Source organism: Rhodococcus sp. P4_F5, assembly GCF_056401315.1.
This window is the reverse complement of the sequence record NZ_JBFUJP010000094.1, coordinates 1-18,127: the sequence shown is the minus strand read 5'-3', so window position 1 is coordinate 18,127 and position 18,127 is coordinate 1. Positions and strand designations below refer to the sequence as shown.

Sequence of the window (18,127 nt, the reverse complement as noted above, 5' to 3'; positions counted from 1 at the left end):
TGAGGGCGGCGAGCCCGGCACCGGACTCGACGATGACGTCGACGCCCTTGCCGATCAACGAGGCGACCATCTTGGGGACCAGCGCGACCCGTCGTTCACCGTCGTTCGTTTCCCGAACGACGCCGACCGTAGGGCGCGGCGTAGTGCTCTGCATTGTGTCCAACTGACTGTGACTTCCTGAGGTAGACGGTGTCGGGGCTGCTACGGGTGGGGCCCCGCGTGCGACAAGCGGAAGATGACCCAGCTCGCACGAAGTGCCTCATGCTAGCCAGAGGTTTGACCGTTTTGGGAAACCAAATCCTGCCCACTGGGCACTGAATCGAATCCGAACAGTGCCGTACTGGGCAAATGTACTGTCGAATGTGATCCCAGTCACGTCTAGTAACCTGGGTGATACAGACCGTAACGCGTGCGTCACGTCGAGTAACTTGGGCGATACGTGCCGTAACGCGCGCGTCACGGCACGTAACCTGGACGACACAGCTCGAGCCGGAGGTGCCGATGACCAGTCACACCCCGTTGACCGTCACGGTCGAGCGCCTCTACGACCACCCGGAGCCCGAGCCCGGCGCCCGGATCTTCGTCGACCGGTTGTGGCCGCGCGGCATCCGGAAGGACGCCTTCCACTACGACGACTGGGCCAAGGACCTGGCGCCGTCGAGCGAGCTGCGCGCCTGGTACAGCCACGAAGTCGCGCACTTCCGGGAGTTCCGGGCCCGCTACCTCGCGGAGCTCGAGTCGGACTCCGGACAGGCGGCAATCGGCCGGGTGAAGGACCTGGCGGCCGGCCGGCCGCTGGTGCTGCTCACCGCCGTCCGCGACCTCGAACACAGCCACGCCGTCGTGCTGGCCGAGTTCCTCTCCCAGTCGGTATGAGCGGCACTACCGAGTAGGTGAGCGGCACCACCGAGTAATAGGAATCACCCCCCGAGTAAGAGGCACTGCCCGGTGAGTGGGACGACACCTGCGAGAGGTACGGCCACGTGAGAGACGATGACCTCGGCGGGGACCCTGTCTGCTGGCTCGACCGGGTCTGCCCCGAGTGCGGCGCTTTCCTGCCCGACGGACCCGAAAAGGGCTGCCTTCGTTGCGGATACGGTCTCGATGCGTGTTCGGACGCGGCCCCGGGGACGCGCCCCATAGAGTGAAGTCCGTGAGTGAGACAAAGAAGCTGACCCTGCTCGCCCGCGAACCGCTGACCACCGCGCTCGTCGAACAGTGGGACGTCATCGCCGGCCTGCTCGACGACCTCGCCGACGACGAGTGGTCGACGCCCTCGCCGCTTCCGGGCTGGACCGTTCAGGACGTGGTCTCGCACCTGATCGGCATCGAGTCGATGCTCAGCGGCATCGATCCCCCGCTGGCGGAGGACGCCGTGCCGGCGCTGCCGCACGTGCACAATCCGATCGGTTCCTTCAACGAACGCTGGGTGCTGGGGCTGCGCGGGCACTCCCCCGCCTCGGTGCTCGAGACCTACAGGGAGGTCACCGGCCGGCGCGCCGAGGCGCTCGCCGCGATGACCCAGGACGACTTCGACGCCCCGGCGATCACGCCGGTGGGACCGGAGAGCTACGGACGGTTCATGCGGACCCGGCTCTTCGACTGCTGGTTCCACGAGCACGACATCCGCGACGCAATCGGCCGGCCCGGCGACGAGGGCGGTCCCCGCGCGGAGTACGCGCTCGCCGAACTGCTGGGCGGGCTCGGCTTCGCCGTCGGCAAGAAGGGCAAGGCGCCGGACGGCTCGTCCGTCACCTTCGCACTGTCTGGTCCGCTTGCCCGCGAGATTCACGTCGCGGTGGACGGCCGCGCCGCGGTGGTACCGGAGCTCGCCGGCCCGCCGACCGCGACGGTGAGCATGGACTCCCGGCTGTTCACCCGGCTGTGCGGCGGCCGGGTGGACCCGGCGGCACACCTCGGCGAGATCTGTCTCGCCGGAGACGAGGAGCTCGGCCGGCGGGTGGCCGCCCACCTCGCCTTCACCATCTGATGCGGCTGTTCCTGTCCTCGTACCGCTTCGGCGCGGACCCGGGCCGGCTGTTGCGGCTGGTCGGGACGCCCGGCCGGGTCGCGGTGATCGCGAACGCCGCGGACGCCTGGGGCAGCGCCCGCGACTCCGCGGTGGTCAGCGACCTGGTGCCGCTGCGGCGGCTGGGGTTCTCGCCGGAGGAACTGGACCTGCGCGAGCACGTGGGCGACCCCGGGTCGCTGCGGGAGCGGCTGGCCGGGTTCCCCATGGTGTGGGTGCGCGGCGGAAACACCTTCGTCCTGCGCGCACAGTTCGCGCGCAGCGGCGCCGACACGGTGCTCACGGAACTCCTGCGGGCCGACGCGTTGGTCTACGCCGGGTACAGCGCCGGCGCGTGCGTGATGTCGCCGAGCCTGCACGGCCTCGAGACACTGGACGACCCCGCGGAGGTCGAGCCGACGTGCGGGGTGCCGGTGCGGTGGGACGGGCTCGGGCTGATCGACCACGCGATCGTGCCGCACTTCCGCTCACCGGGGTACGGCGACGACGAGTCAGCCATGATCGAGGCGGTCGCCGAGCGATACCGACGCGAGGGCACCACATACAAAACCCTCACCGACGACGAGGTGATCGTCATCGGTGAGGGTTGAGGTAGTCGGGCGGCTGAGTCAGGGGGTCTGAGTCAGGGCGTCTGGGTCAGGCGAAGTCGGCCACGCGGGCCGGGAACAGGGACTTGCGGCGGGCCGCCTTGAGCCGGCGACGCGACACCTCGTCGGCGCCACCGAGCAGCGCGTCGACCAGGAGCTCCGGGTCCCGCTGCCAGGCCGCGAGGATCGAGACCAGGGCCTCGTCCGAGAACATCCCGCTCTCCGACAGCGCGTTCATCCACTCGGCGTTCTCGCCGTCCCGGACGCGGTCGATCGCGTGGACGTCAACCTCGCCACCGTCGAACTCGTAGGACAGCACTGCATTGACCAGGTCATTCGTGGGGGATCCCAGATCTCGCATCGTGTTGGTCCCTTCGTCGGATGGCGGTTCGCCAATGCTGTAACACTTCGACGCCCTGGAGCGATGAGGACAACTTAACCCCGATTTGCCCATCGCGCTGGGGCTACCTAACACGTTCTGGTAACAGAGTTACCGATGTGGCGATTGTTGCTTGTGTGATGACTTTCGCCGAAGTTTTTCCGTCGGCAGGTGTAACGATCGTCCTTTGTCGAGCGATAAGCACGTACTCGTCCCGGCTAGTGAGACTTGCATCACACCCTAGCCCGGGCGATGGAGACGCCGACCACCGACCCGCGGTGTCGGCCGGCCTCGGGCCGTTCGTGCCTCTGCCCTCGGGCCGCCGGTCCTCGGCGGCCGCCCGAGAATGCATGCAGCCGGTCGAGATCAAAAGGTACGACTCGCCGAAGACGTACGACTCGCCGATTCGGTACGGAATCAGCGATTCGTACAGAGTTCGGCGTGTCGCGCCATCGCGCCGGCGGCGCACTGGCCAGCCCCGCACCCACCACCGACCCGGCCAGACATGTCGGACCCCCGGCCTACCGTCGCCACAGGATTCTCACACCGGGGGAAAGATGCACCAGTACGCAGAATTTGCCGAGTACGACGAGCGTGCCGAGCAGTACGCCGAGCTGATCGCGGATGCCGGATACCTGATCGCCACCCGGATCCACCGGATCGCAGCGGCCATGGTCGACTTCGATGACGAACTCGCGCTGCAGTGCGTCGACCAGCTACGAACGACTGCAGACCGCGAGAGTCGCGACATGACGGTCGCATACCTCGAACTGGCATGGATGCATCAGTGCGGCGAAGACCTCTACTGGCTCCCATACGTCTCGGGAGAACTGGAAGACCCACCACCCGATCTCGACATCGCCGTGTGGCCTGAGGTCCCACGCATCGGAGTACGCAAAGGCGCCCGGGCACTTGTCGCCCGGACCCGCCGGTGTACCGAGCAACTCCACCGGTGGGCTCATTGGACCGAAGAATTCTGCACACGGATCCCGCGACGTTACAGCGACAAAGATACCGAGACGACTGCGCGGTCGATCGCCGCAGGCATGTCCGATGTGCACGTCCAGGTCGCATCGATCGTGGGCCTGTGGCGCGACAACGTGATCACCCCACATCGAAAGCTGGCCCGAACGCAGCGCGGACTGCATCCGCCGAAGCGCACCGATCGCGAGGTCGCGCTCGCGGCGACCCTCGCGCAGATCGACGAGAAGCTCTTCCGACACCGGCACGCTCCCGTCCGGCGCAAAGACTCCACGAGCTGACGTCCGTCGACACGGTTGCACGACCCGACCCGACACCCACCGCCCACGACCGGCAAAGCGGTGCGCACGGGCCGCGTCGGGTCCACACTGGGATCCACGACCACGGGTGGGACACGACCGAGGGAGCGCGAACATGGGCGACGGCGATCCACTGATTCCTCCCAGCGCGGTGGACGTCGACCTCTCCGCAATCGCGTGGGGTGCGGACCGCACGATGTCCGACTTCGAGACCGGCATGTGGCGGATGGAAGAGGCGCAGCCCCAGCTGCGCTCACCGATCGTCGCCGTCGAGGTCCTCGACCACGCCCCGGACTGGGACCGGCTGGTGGAGGCGCACGAGTGGGCCTCTCACATCGTGCCGCGGATCCGGATGCGCGCCGTCGAACCGGCGCTGCACCTGGGCAACCCGGTGTGGTCGGTGGACCCGGAGTTCGACCTCGGCTACCACCTGCGCCGGGTCCGGCTGCCCGCCCCCGCCGACTTCGACCACGCGCTGCGGATGTGCCGGCACCTGGCCACCGAGCCGTTCGACAAGGCCCGGCCACCGTGGAACGCCCTGCTCATCGAGGGCCTCGACGACGGCCGCGCGGTGTACGTGGTCAAGACCCACCACTCCATCACCGACGGCCTCGGCGGCATCCAGATGATGACGCTGCTGCACAGCCGCCGCCCCGACCACACCCCGGACAAGCCGGACCGCCAGCCCGCGCCGCCCGAGCACCTGTCCACCGTCGACGCGTTCAACGAGGAGGCGCTCAACGAGCTGAAGCGGACGCCCGGCCGGCTGGCCGGCCTGGTCCGCAGCGCCACCGACATCGCGACGTCGGCGATCGTCCGGCCGATCGACACCGCGGCCGAGGTCCTGGGCTACGCGAACTCGCTGCGTCGGATCGTGACGCCGCCGGCCAAGAAGGGTTCGCCGCTGCTGCGCACCCGCGGGCTCGGGCGGTGGTTCGGGGTGCTCGAGGTGGGGGTGCCCGAACTCAAGGCCGCGGGGCACGCGGCGGGCGGTTCCCTCAACGACGCCTACGTCGCGACCCTGCTCGGCGGGTTCCGCCGCTACCACGAGGAGCTCGGCCGGCCGGTCGAGAGCATCCCGATGGGCATGCCGATCAGCATGCGCACCGACTCGGACCCGTCGGGCGGCAACAGGTTCGCCGCGGTCCGTTTCAACGGCCCGGTCGGCGAGCCGGACCCGGCCGCGAGGGTCCGGCAGGTGCGCAAGATCGTGCTGGGGCTGCGCGAGGAGCCGGCGCTCGACGCCCTCGACCTGGCCGCGCCCCTCCTGTCCCGGCTGCCCACCTACGTGCTGGCCAACTGGTACCTCTCGCAGGCCACCGGTCTCGACCTGCAGGCGAGCAACGTCGCCGGCGTCCCTGTCCCGGTGTACCTGGCCGGCGCGAAGATCGAGCGGATGTTTCCGTTCGGTCCCGCGCCCGGCTGCGCGGCGATGGCCACCCTCGTCTCCCATGTCGGGGTCTGCTGCATCGGGGTCAACCTGGACACCGCCGCGATCACCAAGCCCGCCCTGTTCATGCGATGCCTGCAGGACAGTCTCGACGAGATGGTGGCCCTCGGGGCCGCGACGGAAGGCGTGTGAGCGATGACCGACACCCCGACCCGGCAGCGGGTCTACCTGACCGAGACCATGACCGAGGCCGAGGCCGGCGTGCTGCGCACCTGGATCGCCGGCAAGTCGACGGCCGCCGGGATGCCGGTGGCGACCGTCGCGATCACCGACCGGAACCTGACCGACCTCGCCAAGCGCACCGACGACCCGCTGCTCACCCCGCTACGGGTGGTGTGGATCCCGGACGCGGACCGCAAGCCCAATCCCGCGGTCCGGCTGCGTGAGGCGCTGGCACCGCGGGACCCGCTGCATCCCGGGCGCGGTGCGCAGCGCCGGACGCTGCGCACCGACCCGGCCCGGGTCCGGGTCATCGAAGGCGCACCCGCGCCCCTGAGCGACCTCGAACGCCGGCTTACCGAAAGCGGCGGCGGCTCGCTGCCCGAGTACATCCGCCGCCAGGCCGCGTTGGCACTCGAACGCGCGGAACTGAGGCTGCTCGGCAGCCAGTACAAGGTCTCCCGCTTCGTCGTCGACGAGATCACCGACACCCGCCGGTTCTACACCGGGACACTGGATCTCGCCGAACAGTTGGGCCTGACGGTCGCCGAGGTGGACAAGCGTGCCCGGGCCGACCTCGACGAGATGGTCGCCACCCAGAGCCGGCAGGCGATCGCAGTGTGGGACCGGCTCGGCCGGTACTTCTCCCGCGCCTACCGGATCGACGTGGACACCAGCCGCTTCGAGGAACTGCGGGCACTGAACAAGGAGCACTCGCTGGTGTTCCTGCCGAGTCACCGTTCCTACCTGGACCCGCTGGTGCTGCGGCCGGCGCTGCTCGCCAACGGGCTGCCGCTCAACCACGTGATGGGCGGGCTCAACGTCGGCTTCTGGCCGATCGGCCCGATCAGCAAGCGCAGCGGCACCGTGTTCATCCGCCGCAAGTTCGGCACCGACGAGGTCTACAAGTGGTCGCTGCGCGAGTACATGCGGTATCTGCTCACCAAGCGGTTCAACCTCGAGTGGTACATCGAGGGCGGACGCGGCCGGACCGGGAAGCTGCGGCCGCCGCGCTTCGGCCTGCTGACCTACCTGACCAAGGCGTTCCGGGTCAGTGGCGCGTCCGACGTGTACCTGGTGCCGGTGGCGCTGAGCTACGACCAGCTCTACGAGGTCGGCGCGATGGCCGCGGAGGCGCACGGGGCGGAGAAGAAGCCGGAGGGCCTGCGCTGGATGGTCGGCTACGTCCGCGCGCAGGGCCAGCGCCACGGCGTCACGCACGTGACGATCGGCCGGCCGCTCTCCCTCGCCGAGGCGCTCCGGCAGGAGCCGGACCAGCGCCTGGCCATCCAGAAGGCGGCGTTCGCGGTGTGCCACCGGATCAACGAGGTGACACCGGTGACGGCGTCGTCGCTGGTGATGCTCGCCTTCCTTGGCATCGAGGACCGCGCCCTCACCGTCCCCGAGCTCGGCTTCATCCTCGGTCCGATGGTGGACTACATCACCTCGCGCGGCCTGCCGACCGCCGGGGACGTGGACCTCAATGACCCAAGGGTGATCCGCAAGGCCCTGCTCACCCACGTCGACTCGGGGGTGCTGCGCCGCTTCGACAAGGGCGACGAGCGGGTCTACTACCTGGGCAAGGACCAGCACCTGGTGGCGGCGTTCTACCGCAACAACACCATTCACTTCCTGGTGGCCCGGGCGATCGCCGAGCTGGTGCTGCAAAAGGCGGTCGACGAGCACTACGACGATCCGATCGCCGACGGCTGGGCGGAGGCCAAACGGATCCGGGACCTGCTGAAGTTCGAGTTCTTCTTCAGCGACCGGGACACCTTCGAGCGGGAGATGCGCACCGAGCTGGGCCTGATCGACCCCGAGTGGGAGTCTGTCATGACCGATCCGGCGCGCACCGAGACCATGCTCGCCTCGATTCGGCCGTACCTGGCGCACCGGGTGCTGCTGCCGTTCCTCGAGGCCTACCAGGTGGTCGCCGACCAACTGGTGCTCGCGCCGCCGTCGAAGGCGTTCGACGAGAAGGCATTCACCACGCACTGCCTCGACGTCGCGCAGCAGCGGCGGCTGCGCCAGCAGATCGCCAGCAGCGAGTCGGTGTCCGGCGAGCTGTTCGCGACCGCGCTGAACCTGGCCCGCAACCGGGACCTGGTGGAGGCCGCCGACGACGGCGTCAAGGCCCGCCGGGCGGCGTTCGCCGAGGAGATCCGGGTCCTGGTGGCGCGGCTGCGGCACATCCGCGGGCTCGCACACGCGCGGCTCGGCCTGCTGACCGAGCCGACACCCGGCGACCTGCGGGCGACGCGGTCCGAGGAGCCGGGCCAGTGACCGGCTTCGAGGACCTCCGCCGCGCGGTCGCCGCCGCGCCGCCCGGCCCGGGCACACTGGCCGCGTTCGACCTGGACGGCACCCTGATCAGCGGCTACTCGGCCAGCGTGGTGTACCGGGACCGGTTGCGGCGCTTCGACATCAGCGTCGGCGAGCTGCTGCGCACCACCGGCGCCGCGATCGACACCCAGTTCCGCGGCGCCGACGTCGGCGCGCTGATGAAGATCGGCGTGCAGTCGCTGGCCGGCCGGATGGACGACGAGTTGCTCGAGTGGGGGCAGCGGCTGTTCCGGCAGGAGATCGCGGGGATGATCTACCCGGACGTCCGGGACCTGCTCGCCGCGCACCGGCGGGCCGGGCACACCGTGCTGATGGCCACCTCCGCCACCCCGTACCAGGCCCGGTTCGTGGCCGACGACCTCGACATCGAGACCGTGCTGTGCACCGAACCCGAGGTCGTAGACGGGATGCTGACCGGCGAACTGGCGTCGCCGCCGCTGTGGGGGCCGGCCAAGGCGAGCGCGCTGGGCGACTACGCGGCGAAGGCGGGCGCGGACCTCGCGGACGCGTTCGCCTACTCCAACGGCGTCGAGGACGTGCCGATGCTCGAGTCGGTGGGCCGGCCGGTCGCGCTGAACCCGGACCGCGGCCTGGCCGGGGTGGCCCGCCGCAAGCGCTGGCCGTCGGTGACGCTGCCCAAGCCGCAGCGCGGCGCCACTCCCCTGGCCACCGTCCGCACCGCCACCGCGATGGGGGCGTTGGCGGCGACCGCGGCGGTCGGCGCGTCGGCCGGGTTGCTCACCGGGAACCGGCAACTGGGCGCGAACCTGGTCGGCACGGTCGGCCCGGACCTGTCCCTGGCACTGCTGGGGATCACCGTGAAGATCGACGGCGAGGAACACGCCTGGGACCACCGGCCGGCGGTGTTCATGTTCAACCACCAGAGCTCGCTGGACTTGCTGGTGCTGGGCACCGTGATCAAGCGCGACGTGACGGGGGTGGCGAAGAAGGAGGCCGCGCACGACCCGCGGTTCATCCCCGTCGGCGCGCTGCTCGACGTCGCGTACATCGACCGCTCGGACACCACGAAGGCCAAGGCGGCGCTGCAGCCGGCGGTGGACAAGCTCCGCAGCGGCATCTCCATCGTGATCGCGCCGGAGGGCACCCGCTCGCCCACCCCGCGGCTCGGCCGGTTCAAGAAGGGCGGCTTCCACCTGGCGATGCAGGCGAAGGTACCGATCGTGCCGGTGGTGATCCACAACGCCGGCGACCGGATGTGGCGCAATTCCCTTGTCGCGCACTCCGGGACGGTGTACGTCACCGTGCTGGACGCGGTGTCCACCGACGAGTGGACGGCGGAGGGCCTGGATGGTCATGTCGAGGAGGTGCGGGCGATGTTCGAGGCCTGCCTGCACGAGGGACACCGGTGATGTCGAGTAGCGTCCGAGTCGACGAAGTCCGATTCACGAAAGGTGGCCTCATGAACCGCTTCCGGACCGCCGCGTTGCTCACCGCCGCCGCCGCGCTGACGCTGGCCGGCTGCAGTTCGAACGACACCGAACCCGCCGCGAGCACCGCCTCCGCCGCACCGACGTCCGCCGCGGCCGCCACCACCACGGCGCAGGACCTCTCCGCCCCGGAGTCCCCGGCGGTGGCGACCACCCCGGTGGACAACCCGAACACCTGCGCGGCCACCGAGCTGATGCTCACCCCGGGGCAGGCGCAGGGCGCAGCCGGGTCCACGATCGTGCCGCTGGTGTTCACCAACACCGGCGGACGCACCTGCGTGCTGAAGGGCTTCCCCGGCGTCTCGTACGTGACCGGGGAGTCGGGCACCGAGGTCGGCGCGGCGGCCGCCCGGTCCGGCGAGGAGGGTGCGGAGGTCGAGCTGGCGCCGGGCGCGACGGCGTCGGCGCAGGTGCGCGCGGTGCAGGTGGAGAACTACCCCGCGGAGATGTGCGCACCGACGCCGGTCGCCGGCCTGCGGGTCTTCCCGCCCAACGCCTACGCGTCGCTGTTCCTGCCGTACCCCACCACCGGCTGCGCGAACTCCGGCCCGGGGGTGTTCCAGCTCGAGGTGACCACCGTGGTTGCCGGCGGCTAGCCGCGACGAGTTCCGAAAGGACAACTGTGGCCGACGAATTCGCGACCGTCGACGAGTACATCGCGTCGTTCCCCGACGAGGTGCGCGCCATCCTGCAGGAGATCCGGCGCACCATCCACCGGGTGGCGCCCGGCGCGAGCGAGACGATCAGCTACAAGATCCCGGCGATCACCCTGGGCGGCAGGCACCTGGTGTACTTCGCGGGCTGGAAACGGCACGTGAGCGTGTACCCGCTGCCGTCCGGTGACGAGGAGTTCGAGGGCCGGCTCGCGCCGTACCGGTCGGGTCCGGGCACCGCGAAGTTCCCGCTCGGCAAGCCGATCCCCTACGACCTGATCGGGCAGCTGGTCGGGTTGCTGGTCGAGCAGCGGACGGGCGGCCACGGTTGAGCGATGATGGGGTCATGACCGCCACCACCCCCGACACCCTCGCCGAGCTGGCCGCCGACCTGCCCGCCGGCGCGCTGGTCACCGACCCCGACGTGACGGCCGGCTACCGGCAGGACTGGGCGGCCGACCCGAACGCCGGCACCCCGGTGGCCGTGGTCCGCGCGACCTGCACCGAGGACGTGCAGGCCGTCATGCGCTGGGCCTCGAAGCACTCGGTGCCGGTGGTGCCGCGCGGCGCCGGGTCGGGGCTGTCGGGCGGCTCGTCCGCCGTCGACGGCGGCATCGTGCTCAGCACCGAACGGATGCGGGAGATCAGCGTCGACCCGGTGACCCGCATCGCGGTGACCCAGCCCGGGTTGATGAACGCGGAGGTCAAGGCGGCCGCCGCCGAGCACGGGCTCTGGTACCCGCCGGACCCGTCCTCGTTCGAGATCTGCTCGATCGGCGGCAACGCGGCGACCAACGCGGGCGGGCTGTGCTGTGTGAAGTACGGCGTCACCACCGACTACGTGCTGGGCCTGCAGGTGGTCCTCGCCGACGGCACCGCGGTGCGGTTGGGCGGGCCGCGGCTCAAGGACGTCGCGGGACTCTCGCTCACCAAGCTGTTCGTGGGCAGCGAGGGCACCCTCGGCGTCATCACCGAGATCACGCTGCGGCTGATCCCGGCTCAGCCGCCGGCGTCGACGGTGGTCGCGTCGTTTGGGTCGGTGCAGGACGCGGCCGACGCGGTCCTTGCGATCACCCGGAACCTGCGCCCGGCGATGCTCGAGTTCATGGACCACGCCAGCATCAACGCCGTCGAGGACTCGGTGCGGATGGGCCTGGACCGGGGCGCCCGGGCGCTGCTGCTGGCGCAGTCCGACGCGCCGGGCGCGGTGGCGGCGGAGGAGATCGCGGCGATGGTCGCGGCCTGCGAGAAGCACGGCGCCACCGAGGTGTTCGCCACCGACGACCCAGAGGAGGGGCAGGCGTTCACGGCCGCGCGGCGGTCGGTGTTCCCGGCGGTGCAGGCCCTGGGCAGCCTGCTGCTCGAGGACGTCGGGGTGCCGATGCAGGCGCTGCCGCAGATGATCACCGGCGTCGAGGAGATTGCGCAGGACTGCGACGTGCTGATCTGCGTGGTCGCGCACGCCGGCGACGGCAACACCCACCCACTGATCGTCTTCGACCCGTCCGACCCCGACGAGACGGACCGCGCGCAGCGCGCGTTCGGCCTGGTGATGGACCTCGCGATCGCGTTGGGCGGCACCATCACCGGCGAGCACGGCGTCGGTCGGCTCAAGCGGGACTGGCTGCCCTACCAGCTGGGCGAGGACGTGATGGAGCTGAACCGGCGGATCAAGACGGCGTTGGACCCGCAGGGGATCTTGAATCCGGGGGCGGTGCTCGCGGAGTGAGCGCGGGCGGTCAGTTCCCTTGGTTCGCGGTGCCCGCGCTGTCGATTCCGTGGGCGGCGGACTGGTCCGCGGCCTCGTAGGCGGCGCCGATCTTCTCGAAGAGTTGGCGCATCTGCTCGACGACTGTGATGTGGTCGGCGAGGGCCTGGTCTAGTGAGTAGTCGCCGCCGGAGGCCTTCTTCGAGAACTTGGCGGCGAGGGTGACGCCGGTCGGGAGATGGGTCCCGAAACCTTCAAAACTTGCGAGAAGCGTCGCGCTGTCCTTCATCATCCTGAGTTCATCGATGAACTCTGCACACCGCTGCGCACAATTGCGCGCTACGCCAGGCTCGAGGTGGAGATGACCGGAATCGACCATCGCTCCAAGCACTGTCCAATCAGATCTCGGCACGTCGGCCACTTTGTCCCCCTTTGGATACTGAATACGGGTCTAGCGCGGGATCACGGGCTCGAGCCCACCGGCCGTACTCACTGCGCGTGAACACGGATCCCCTGATTCCGCATCAACCGTGTTGAGGCTGAACCGAACCAACACTGCGTTCGCCCCCGAACGCAAGGCAACATCACAACGCTCACGCCTGATATCGGCGGTTTCTCGATATGAGAAGGCTTCGCGATCGCCAATCGACTGACTCACAAACTCCGTGTTGCGCGCGTTGGCGCGGAACTCATCCATCGTGCGGTCAGTCGCGGCCACAGTCACCGAATACGAAGGTCCTTTCCACCGGCAAGCGTTCCATCCCGGAAGCTTGATCCCGAGGATGTCCTGCGAGGCGGACGCCGGATCCAACCCCACACCCCGCAACACCTCGTCCGGAATGTCGTCGCACGGACTGAACACGGGCTCCGACAATCCACTCGTCGGCTTCGCCACCACGGCCTCCCCGGCGACCGTTTCGGAACCGCACCCGACCATCACCGCCGCACCGCACGCCCCCGCGGCGACGACCAGGATCACCCGTTTCAGCTGCACAACGCTCCCCCCCAGACCGGTCGGCACCGGTTCACCCTAATTGGACGCGGCCGCCCGCCCGGCGGTTCCGCGGCGCCATGTGATGTTGGTCGACTCGTCGCATGGCCTCCCGAACGGCCTCGGCTGCTCGCACTACCCTGGGAGGCAACACCGAAGCACTCACGAAACAGGGCAGGAGGATCATGGGCAACTTCGACGACAGCGTCGAGCAGGCATGGAGCGACTTCCAGGCACGCCTGGCCGACGTCATCGCGACCATGCACGACGACGACCTGCTGGCCCTCGAACTGGGCGAAGAGTCCACCGTCGAGGGCTTCGTCCCCTGCGTGCAGTTCCTGGCGTGGGGTGGCGACCAGGTCCGATGCGAGGTCCCGTCCAACTCGTACCTCGACCCGCGGCACCGCCTGACCGAGTCGGACGAGGCGCGTCTGGTCGAGCTCGGCTGGCACCGCCCGACCCGTCAACCCGACAGCGAGCCCGACGCGGGGTCGCCGGCGTTCTACGTCGACAAGCCCGCCAACTGGGCCGATCAGCTGGCGGCGATGGCGGTGACCGTGTTCCGGGAGACGTGGAGCGTGCCGCACCCGTCGTTCCTGCACACCGAGGCGCTGGGCACCATCGAGGGGCAGGGCTTCGACGCCACCCCGCCCGCGGCGGACGACCCGGACGCGCTGGACATCAAGGAGGCCGTCGTCCCGCGGGACGAGGAGCACCTGCGCGACCTGGTCCGCCGGACCCTCTCGCACATCTTCGACGACCCGTACGACCTCGAGCGCGACGGCGACTTCATGCTCGTGACCAGCAAGGCCATCGGGACCGTCAGCCCCTGGTTCGAGGGCGAGGAGGTGCAGCTGTGGGTGCCGCTGGTCCAGCACCTCAGCGACCGGACCCGGGCCAGCGAGCTGGTGTCCGACCTCAACCGCGAGTGGCCGCGGCTCAAGTTCACCCTCGCCGGGGACCGGGTCGCGGTGCGCACCGCGGTGCCCGCGAACCCGTACGTGCCGCAGCACCTGATCGACACCCTCGGCGACCTGTACGCGTTCGTCCGGACCCTCGACGACGATTTTGCCGCGCGGTTCGGCGGCACCCTCAACTACCCGCGCCCGGGTGTCGGCTCCGCAGCGGACGAGCCCGCGCCTGCGCCCGGCGGGGGCGACGACCCGTCCGGGCCCGCTGCGAAGCCCCCGAGCAACCCGGCCCGGCAGATGGGGCTGTTCGCCGACCCCAACGCCGAGCAGACGCTCTTCGACGAACCGAACTGAGCCGGGCTGCGGCACGTCAGTAGTGGTATCGCGCCACCCTCACCGCGACGTTCCGCGACCGCCGGGCGGTCGCCGTGTTCATCGACGACGCCGCGGACCTCGAAGGTGTCGACGTGGGCCGGCTGCGGTGGACGATGACGAAGAAGGCCCGCACCGAGCGGCTCGCCCAGGTCCGCGACCTCGCCGTGCAGGACGCGCTCGCGAAGGCCCGCGGCTTCACGATGAGCCTGGGCTGCAACACCATTCACGTGGTCGCCCTCGCCGATCCCGGCATGCTCGGCATACCCAGTCAATCTGACTACGACCACCCCCAGCTCCATTTCGCCACGGACATGGTCGGTGGCCGCCCGGCGGCCTTCCCCGAGGCCGTCGAGCGCCCGGTCAGCGATCTCGAGCCCGAGCGTCTCGTCATTCGCGCCGACGTCGAGGCCCGGTTCGAGGCGTCCTGAGCGCCCGGCCGTCGCAAAGCAGTCAGGGCGACCGCCCCGGAATCCCGGCCGCCGCGCCGCTGGGTAGCGTCGAGGCAGACACCCACCGACGAAGGGAACCGTGACCGTGACGAACCGCATCGAGCACAAGCCGGAGCAGCGCACGTTCGAGATCTACGTCGACGACGTCCTCGCCGGCCACGCCGACTACACCCAGACCGACGGCGTACGCGACTTCGACCACACCGTGGTGAGCCCCGAGTTCGGCGGGCAGGGCCTCGCCGGCCGGCTCGTCACGGCAGCCCTTGACGCCACCCGCGCGGAGGGCTTCAAGATCGCGACATCGTGCTCGTACGTGGAAAAGTTTGTCGGCAAGAACGCCGAGTACCAGGACCTGCTCGCCGCCTGACGGGCCGCCGCTCCCCTCGAAACCGCGGGGAGCGGCACCCGCTCGACGGTCGGGCAGCCGACTGAAGTTCCCGCGCCCTCGAAGCGCCGGCCGGTCCGTCCCGCCGCACCGACTACCGTCGACCCCATGCTCTCCCCCGCCGACCGCGAACACACCCTCTCCACCCTGGTGCGCATCGTCGGCCAGACCACCTACGACCGCGGCGTCCGCTACGCCGGGCGGGGCTCGGTCATCGAGCTGGACTGGATGCCGGACCAGCACCGGGCCGTCGGCCTGGTCGACGGCACCGACCTGTACCGCACCGAGGTCGACTTCGCCCCGCGCGCCGACCGGCTCGAGTACTCGATGGGCCGGTGCAGCTGCCCGGTCCGGATGAACTGCAAGCACGCCGTCGCCCTGACGGTGGCGCTGCTGGACCAGTCCGAACCGGTGACCGCACCCGCGCCGCCGACCTGGGAGGAGCTGCTCGGCGCGGCCCTCGGCGACGACACCGGCCCGGCGGCCACGGTGCCGCTGGCCGTGCAGCTCGCGCTCACCCCCGCCCCGCGGTCCCAGTACTGGCGCCTGTCCGCGCGGCTGGCCCGGCCCGGCAAGGCCGGTTGGGTCAACGCGAACATGACCTGGCCGGGCCTGCCACACATGCGCGAGGTCGACCCCCGGCACCGCGACGTCCTCGTCGAGCTGCACACCCTGCACCAGGCGGCGCTGCGCGGCCGACGCACCCACGGGTACGGCGACAAGGACCTCGACCTCACCGTCATCGACAGCCCGCGGCTGTGGGCGCTGCTCGACGAGGCCGTCGGTGCCGGTGTCGAGCTGCTCTACCAGCGCAAGGGTCTCGGCGCGCTGCCCCGCCCGGGCGCCGCGCAGCTGTGTGTGGACATCGACGAGACCCGCGGCGACCTCGAGGTCACCCCCACCGTCGTCACCGACGACGCCGAGATCCCCGTCGTCGTGCTCGGGTTCTTCGGCACGAACGCGCATGGCGTGCTGTACCTGCGCCCCGGCGACCCACACCCGTCCTCGCCGTCGGAGTGGCCGTTCCGGATCGCCCCGCTGACCGGCACCGCGCCGCCGGCGATGCAGGACCTGGTGATCGGCAACACCTCCGTCACGGTGCCGGCGGCGGACGCGGACCGGTTCGCGTCCGCCTACTACCCGCGGCTCACGCGCGCCGCGACGGTCCGGTCGGTGGACGACGCGTTCACCCCGCCGACCGTCGACGGCCCGCACCTGCTGCTGACCGTCTCCTACCTGTCGGGGCACCGGGCGCAGCTGCACTGGGAGTTCCGTTACACCGTCGGCGGGGTCGAGCAGACCGTCGAGCTCTACCCCCGGACGCTCGAGTCGTTCCGCGACGTCGACGGCGAGCGGGCGGCAGTCGCCGGGCTGGACCTGCCGCTCGAGGAGTACGGCCTGCGCACCGGCGGGGGCGCGCTGGTCTCGGCGGGCCTGCACGGCCTGGACACCGCGCGGATGAGCACCGAGCTGCTGCCGCTGCTGAACGCCCGCGACGACGTCGAGGTCCGCGTCCAGGGCGACGCCGCCGACTACCGCGACGCCGGCGAGTCCCTGCAGATCGGCGTCGGCACCGAGGCCACCGACGACGGCGACTGGTTCGACCTCGACATCACCGTCCGCGTCGAGGACCGGCCGGTGCCGTTCCGGGACCTGTTCGCCGCGCTGACCGCCGGCGAGAGCCACCTGCTGCTGCCCGACGGCGCGTACCTCTCGCTGGAGCGCCCGGAGCTGCGGCGGCTCCGGGAGCTGATCACCGAGGCGCGCGACCTGCACGACCAGGACCCGGAACGGTTGCGGCTGAGCCGTTTCCAGGTGGGGATGTGGGAGGAGCTGGCCGCGCTCGGGGTGGTCGAGCGGCAGGCGAAGCGCTGGCGCGACCAGGTGCAGGGGCTGCTGGAACTGACCGCCACGTCCACCCTCGAGGCGCCGGCGTCGCTGCGGGCGACGCTGCGGCCCTACCAGCTCGACGGCTTCCGGTGGCTGGCGTTCCTGTGGAGCAACGGGCTCGGCGGCATCCTCGCCGACGACATGGGCCTGGGCAAGACGGTGCAGTCGCTGGCGTTGATCTGCCACGCGAAGTCACTCGACCCCGCGCTCGCACCGGTGCTGATCGTGGCGCCGACGTCGGTGGTGCCGAACTGGGCGTCGGAGGCGGCGCGTTTCGCCCCGCACCTGAAGGTGGTCGCGGTAACGGAGACCGCATCGAAAAGCGGTGCGGCGCTGCCGGAGTCGGCCGAGGGCGCGGACGTGGTGGTCACCTCCTACACCCTCGCGAGGCTCGACGGCGAGGAGTACGCGGCGCACCGGTGGTCGATGCTGCTGCTCGACGAGGCGCAGTTCGTCAAGAACCACCGGTCCAAGGCGTACCAGTGGATGCGGCGGATCGAGGCGCCGACGAAGGTCGCGATCTCCGGCACCCCGATGGAGAACAACCTGATGGAGCTGTGGTCGCTGCTCTCGATCACCGCGCCGGGACTCTTCGCGAGCCCCACCAAGTTTCAGGAGTACTACCGCAAGCCGATCGAGACCGGCGGGGACGCCGACCTTCTCGGGCAGCTGCGCAAGCGGATCCGGCCGTTCATGCTGCGGCGCACCAAGGAACAGGTGGCCTCGGACCTGCCGGAGAAGCAGGAGCAGGTGCTCGAGGTGGAGCTCTCGCCGCAGCACCGGCTGCTCTACGACACCCAGCTGCAGCGCGAACGCCAGAAGATCCTCGGGCTGGTGGAGGACGTCGACGCCAACCGCTTCACCATCCTGCAGTCGCTGACCCTGCTGCGGCGACTCAGCCTCGACCCGGCCCTGATCGACGACAAGCACGCCGCGGTCGGGTCCGCGAAGATCGACGCACTGATCGAGCAGCTCGAGGACGTGATCGCGGGCGGACACCGGGCGCTGGTGTTCAGCCAGTTCACCGGCTTCCTGGACCGGGTCCGGACGCGGCTGGACGACGAGGGCATCGGCTACACCTACCTCGACG

The 18,127-nt window shown here is 70.2% G+C and carries 16 protein-coding genes and 2 pseudogenes; 14 read left to right on the top strand and 4 right to left on the bottom strand.

Translation table 11 applies throughout. The features are described 5' to 3' along the window. Positions 1 to 154: pseudogene (locus tag AC1DU4_RS24120) on the bottom strand (NAD(P)(+) transhydrogenase (Re/Si-specific) subunit alpha); the annotation flags it as partial. Between the two features lie 347 nt (positions 155 to 501). Here AC1DU4_RS24120 and AC1DU4_RS24115 point away from each other — a divergent pair. The 3 genes from AC1DU4_RS24115 (at position 502) to AC1DU4_RS24105 (ending at position 2,619) form a co-directional block, all read left to right on the top strand. Further along, positions 502 to 876: a DUF488 domain-containing protein gene (locus AC1DU4_RS24115; protein WP_477844189.1), complete on the top strand. Its 375-nt coding sequence runs from the start codon at positions 502 to 504 to the stop codon at positions 874 to 876. A 295-nt stretch (positions 877 to 1,171) separates the two neighbouring features. Then, entirely contained in the window at positions 1,172 to 1,990 is an 819-nt protein-coding gene (locus tag AC1DU4_RS24110; protein WP_477844191.1) for a maleylpyruvate isomerase family mycothiol-dependent enzyme, read from the top strand. Then, positions 1,990 to 2,619, top strand: coding sequence for a Type 1 glutamine amidotransferase-like domain-containing protein (locus AC1DU4_RS24105; RefSeq protein WP_477844187.1), 630 nt, complete (start codon positions 1,990 to 1,992; stop codon positions 2,617 to 2,619). Before AC1DU4_RS24110 ends, AC1DU4_RS24105 begins: the two co-directional genes overlap by 1 nt. 46 nt (positions 2,620 to 2,665) lie before the next feature. Here AC1DU4_RS24105 and AC1DU4_RS24100 read toward each other — a convergent pair whose 3' ends face one another. Continuing rightward, positions 2,666 to 2,977: a hypothetical protein gene (locus AC1DU4_RS24100; RefSeq protein WP_072847333.1), complete on the bottom strand. Its 312-nt coding sequence runs from the start codon at positions 2,975 to 2,977 to the stop codon at positions 2,666 to 2,668. A 368-nt stretch (positions 2,978 to 3,345) separates the two neighbouring features. On the opposite strand from AC1DU4_RS24100, the gene AC1DU4_RS24095 reads away from it, so the two are divergent. The 7 genes from AC1DU4_RS24095 (at position 3,346) to AC1DU4_RS24065 (ending at position 12,057) form a co-directional block, all read left to right on the top strand. Continuing rightward, the gene (locus AC1DU4_RS24095) at positions 3,346 to 4,257 is read left to right on the top strand and encodes a hypothetical protein (RefSeq protein WP_477844185.1); all 912 of its coding nucleotides are present in this window, start codon (positions 3,346 to 3,348) and stop codon (positions 4,255 to 4,257) included. A 133-nt stretch (positions 4,258 to 4,390) separates the two neighbouring features. Next, complete coding sequence (locus AC1DU4_RS24090; RefSeq protein WP_477844183.1) at positions 4,391 to 5,857, top strand: wax ester/triacylglycerol synthase domain-containing protein; 1,467 nt, start codon at positions 4,391 to 4,393, stop codon at positions 5,855 to 5,857. A 3-nt stretch (positions 5,858 to 5,860) separates the two neighbouring features. Next, positions 5,861 to 8,167, top strand: a complete 2,307-nt coding sequence (locus AC1DU4_RS24085; RefSeq protein ID WP_477844181.1) for a glycerol-3-phosphate 1-O-acyltransferase — start codon at positions 5,861 to 5,863, stop codon at positions 8,165 to 8,167. Continuing rightward, entirely contained in the window at positions 8,164 to 9,597 is a 1,434-nt protein-coding gene (locus AC1DU4_RS24080) for an HAD-IB family hydrolase (RefSeq protein ID WP_477844179.1), read from the top strand. Before AC1DU4_RS24085 ends, AC1DU4_RS24080 begins: the two co-directional genes overlap by 4 nt. A gap of 50 nt (positions 9,598 to 9,647) precedes the next feature. After that, a complete protein-coding gene (locus AC1DU4_RS24075; protein ID WP_477844177.1) occupies positions 9,648 to 10,271 on the top strand; it encodes a DUF4232 domain-containing protein in 624 nt (207 codons plus the stop codon). Between the two features lie 26 nt (positions 10,272 to 10,297). After that, positions 10,298 to 10,660 carry an iron chaperone gene (locus tag AC1DU4_RS24070; RefSeq protein ID WP_477844175.1) on the top strand — a complete coding sequence of 121 codons (363 nt, stop codon included), beginning with the start codon at positions 10,298 to 10,300 and terminating at the stop codon, positions 10,658 to 10,660. Positions 10,661 to 10,674: 14 nt separating this feature from the next. Then, positions 10,675 to 12,057 carry an FAD-binding oxidoreductase gene (locus AC1DU4_RS24065; RefSeq protein WP_477844173.1) on the top strand — a complete coding sequence of 461 codons (1,383 nt, stop codon included), beginning with the start codon at positions 10,675 to 10,677 and terminating at the stop codon, positions 12,055 to 12,057. Positions 12,058 to 12,067: 10 nt separating this feature from the next. On the opposite strand, the gene AC1DU4_RS24060 is transcribed toward AC1DU4_RS24065, so the two are convergent. Together AC1DU4_RS24060 and AC1DU4_RS24055 are read right to left on the bottom strand one after the other, a co-directional pair. Next, positions 12,068 to 12,457, bottom strand: coding sequence for a hypothetical protein (locus AC1DU4_RS24060; protein WP_477844172.1), 390 nt, complete (start codon positions 12,455 to 12,457; stop codon positions 12,068 to 12,070). Positions 12,458 to 12,487: 30 nt separating this feature from the next. Continuing rightward, positions 12,488 to 13,057 (bottom strand): DUF3558 domain-containing protein, encoded by a 570-nt coding sequence (locus tag AC1DU4_RS24055; RefSeq protein WP_477844170.1) that lies wholly within the window; start codon positions 13,055 to 13,057, stop codon positions 12,488 to 12,490. 155 nt (positions 13,058 to 13,212) lie between these two features. On the opposite strand from AC1DU4_RS24055, the gene AC1DU4_RS24050 reads away from it, so the two are divergent. From AC1DU4_RS24050 to AC1DU4_RS24035, 4 genes and pseudogenes are all read left to right on the top strand, one after another. After that, a complete protein-coding gene (locus AC1DU4_RS24050; RefSeq protein WP_477844168.1) occupies positions 13,213 to 14,292 on the top strand; it encodes a TY-Chap domain-containing protein in 1,080 nt (359 codons plus the stop codon). 41 nt (positions 14,293 to 14,333) lie between these two features. Next, positions 14,334 to 14,741, top strand: a pseudogene (locus tag AC1DU4_RS24045) (SIMPL domain-containing protein); the annotation flags it as partial. A gap of 106 nt (positions 14,742 to 14,847) precedes the next feature. Next, complete coding sequence (locus tag AC1DU4_RS24040) at positions 14,848 to 15,129, top strand: GNAT family N-acetyltransferase (RefSeq protein ID WP_477844166.1); 282 nt, start codon at positions 14,848 to 14,850, stop codon at positions 15,127 to 15,129. A gap of 126 nt (positions 15,130 to 15,255) precedes the next feature. Next, positions 15,256 to 18,127: DEAD/DEAH box helicase (locus AC1DU4_RS24035; protein ID WP_477844164.1), on the top strand; the 2,872-nt coding region annotated here is incomplete at its 3' end.

Excerpts from the sequence above, each read along its gene's own strand:
- AC1DU4_RS24095 (WP_477844185.1), top strand. The coding sequence starts at position 3,346 with ATGCAGCCGGTCGAGATCAAAAGGTACGACTCGCCGAAGACGTACGAC.
- AC1DU4_RS24105 (WP_477844187.1), top strand. The coding sequence starts at position 1,990 with ATGCGGCTGTTCCTGTCCTCGTACCGCTTCGGCGCGGACCCGGGCCGG.
- AC1DU4_RS24085 (WP_477844181.1), top strand. The coding sequence starts at position 5,861 with ATGACCGACACCCCGACCCGGCAGCGGGTCTACCTGACCGAGACCATG.
- AC1DU4_RS24100 (WP_072847333.1), bottom strand. The coding sequence starts at position 2,977 with ATGCGAGATCTGGGATCCCCCACGAATGACCTGGTCAATGCAGTGCTG.
- AC1DU4_RS24115 (WP_477844189.1), top strand. The coding sequence starts at position 502 with ATGACCAGTCACACCCCGTTGACCGTCACGGTCGAGCGCCTCTACGAC.
- AC1DU4_RS24090 (WP_477844183.1), top strand. The coding sequence starts at position 4,391 with ATGGGCGACGGCGATCCACTGATTCCTCCCAGCGCGGTGGACGTCGAC.
- AC1DU4_RS24050 (WP_477844168.1), top strand. The coding sequence starts at position 13,213 with ATGGGCAACTTCGACGACAGCGTCGAGCAGGCATGGAGCGACTTCCAG.
- AC1DU4_RS24075 (WP_477844177.1), top strand. The coding sequence starts at position 9,648 with ATGAACCGCTTCCGGACCGCCGCGTTGCTCACCGCCGCCGCCGCGCTG.
- AC1DU4_RS24065 (WP_477844173.1), top strand. The coding sequence starts at position 10,675 with ATGACCGCCACCACCCCCGACACCCTCGCCGAGCTGGCCGCCGACCTG.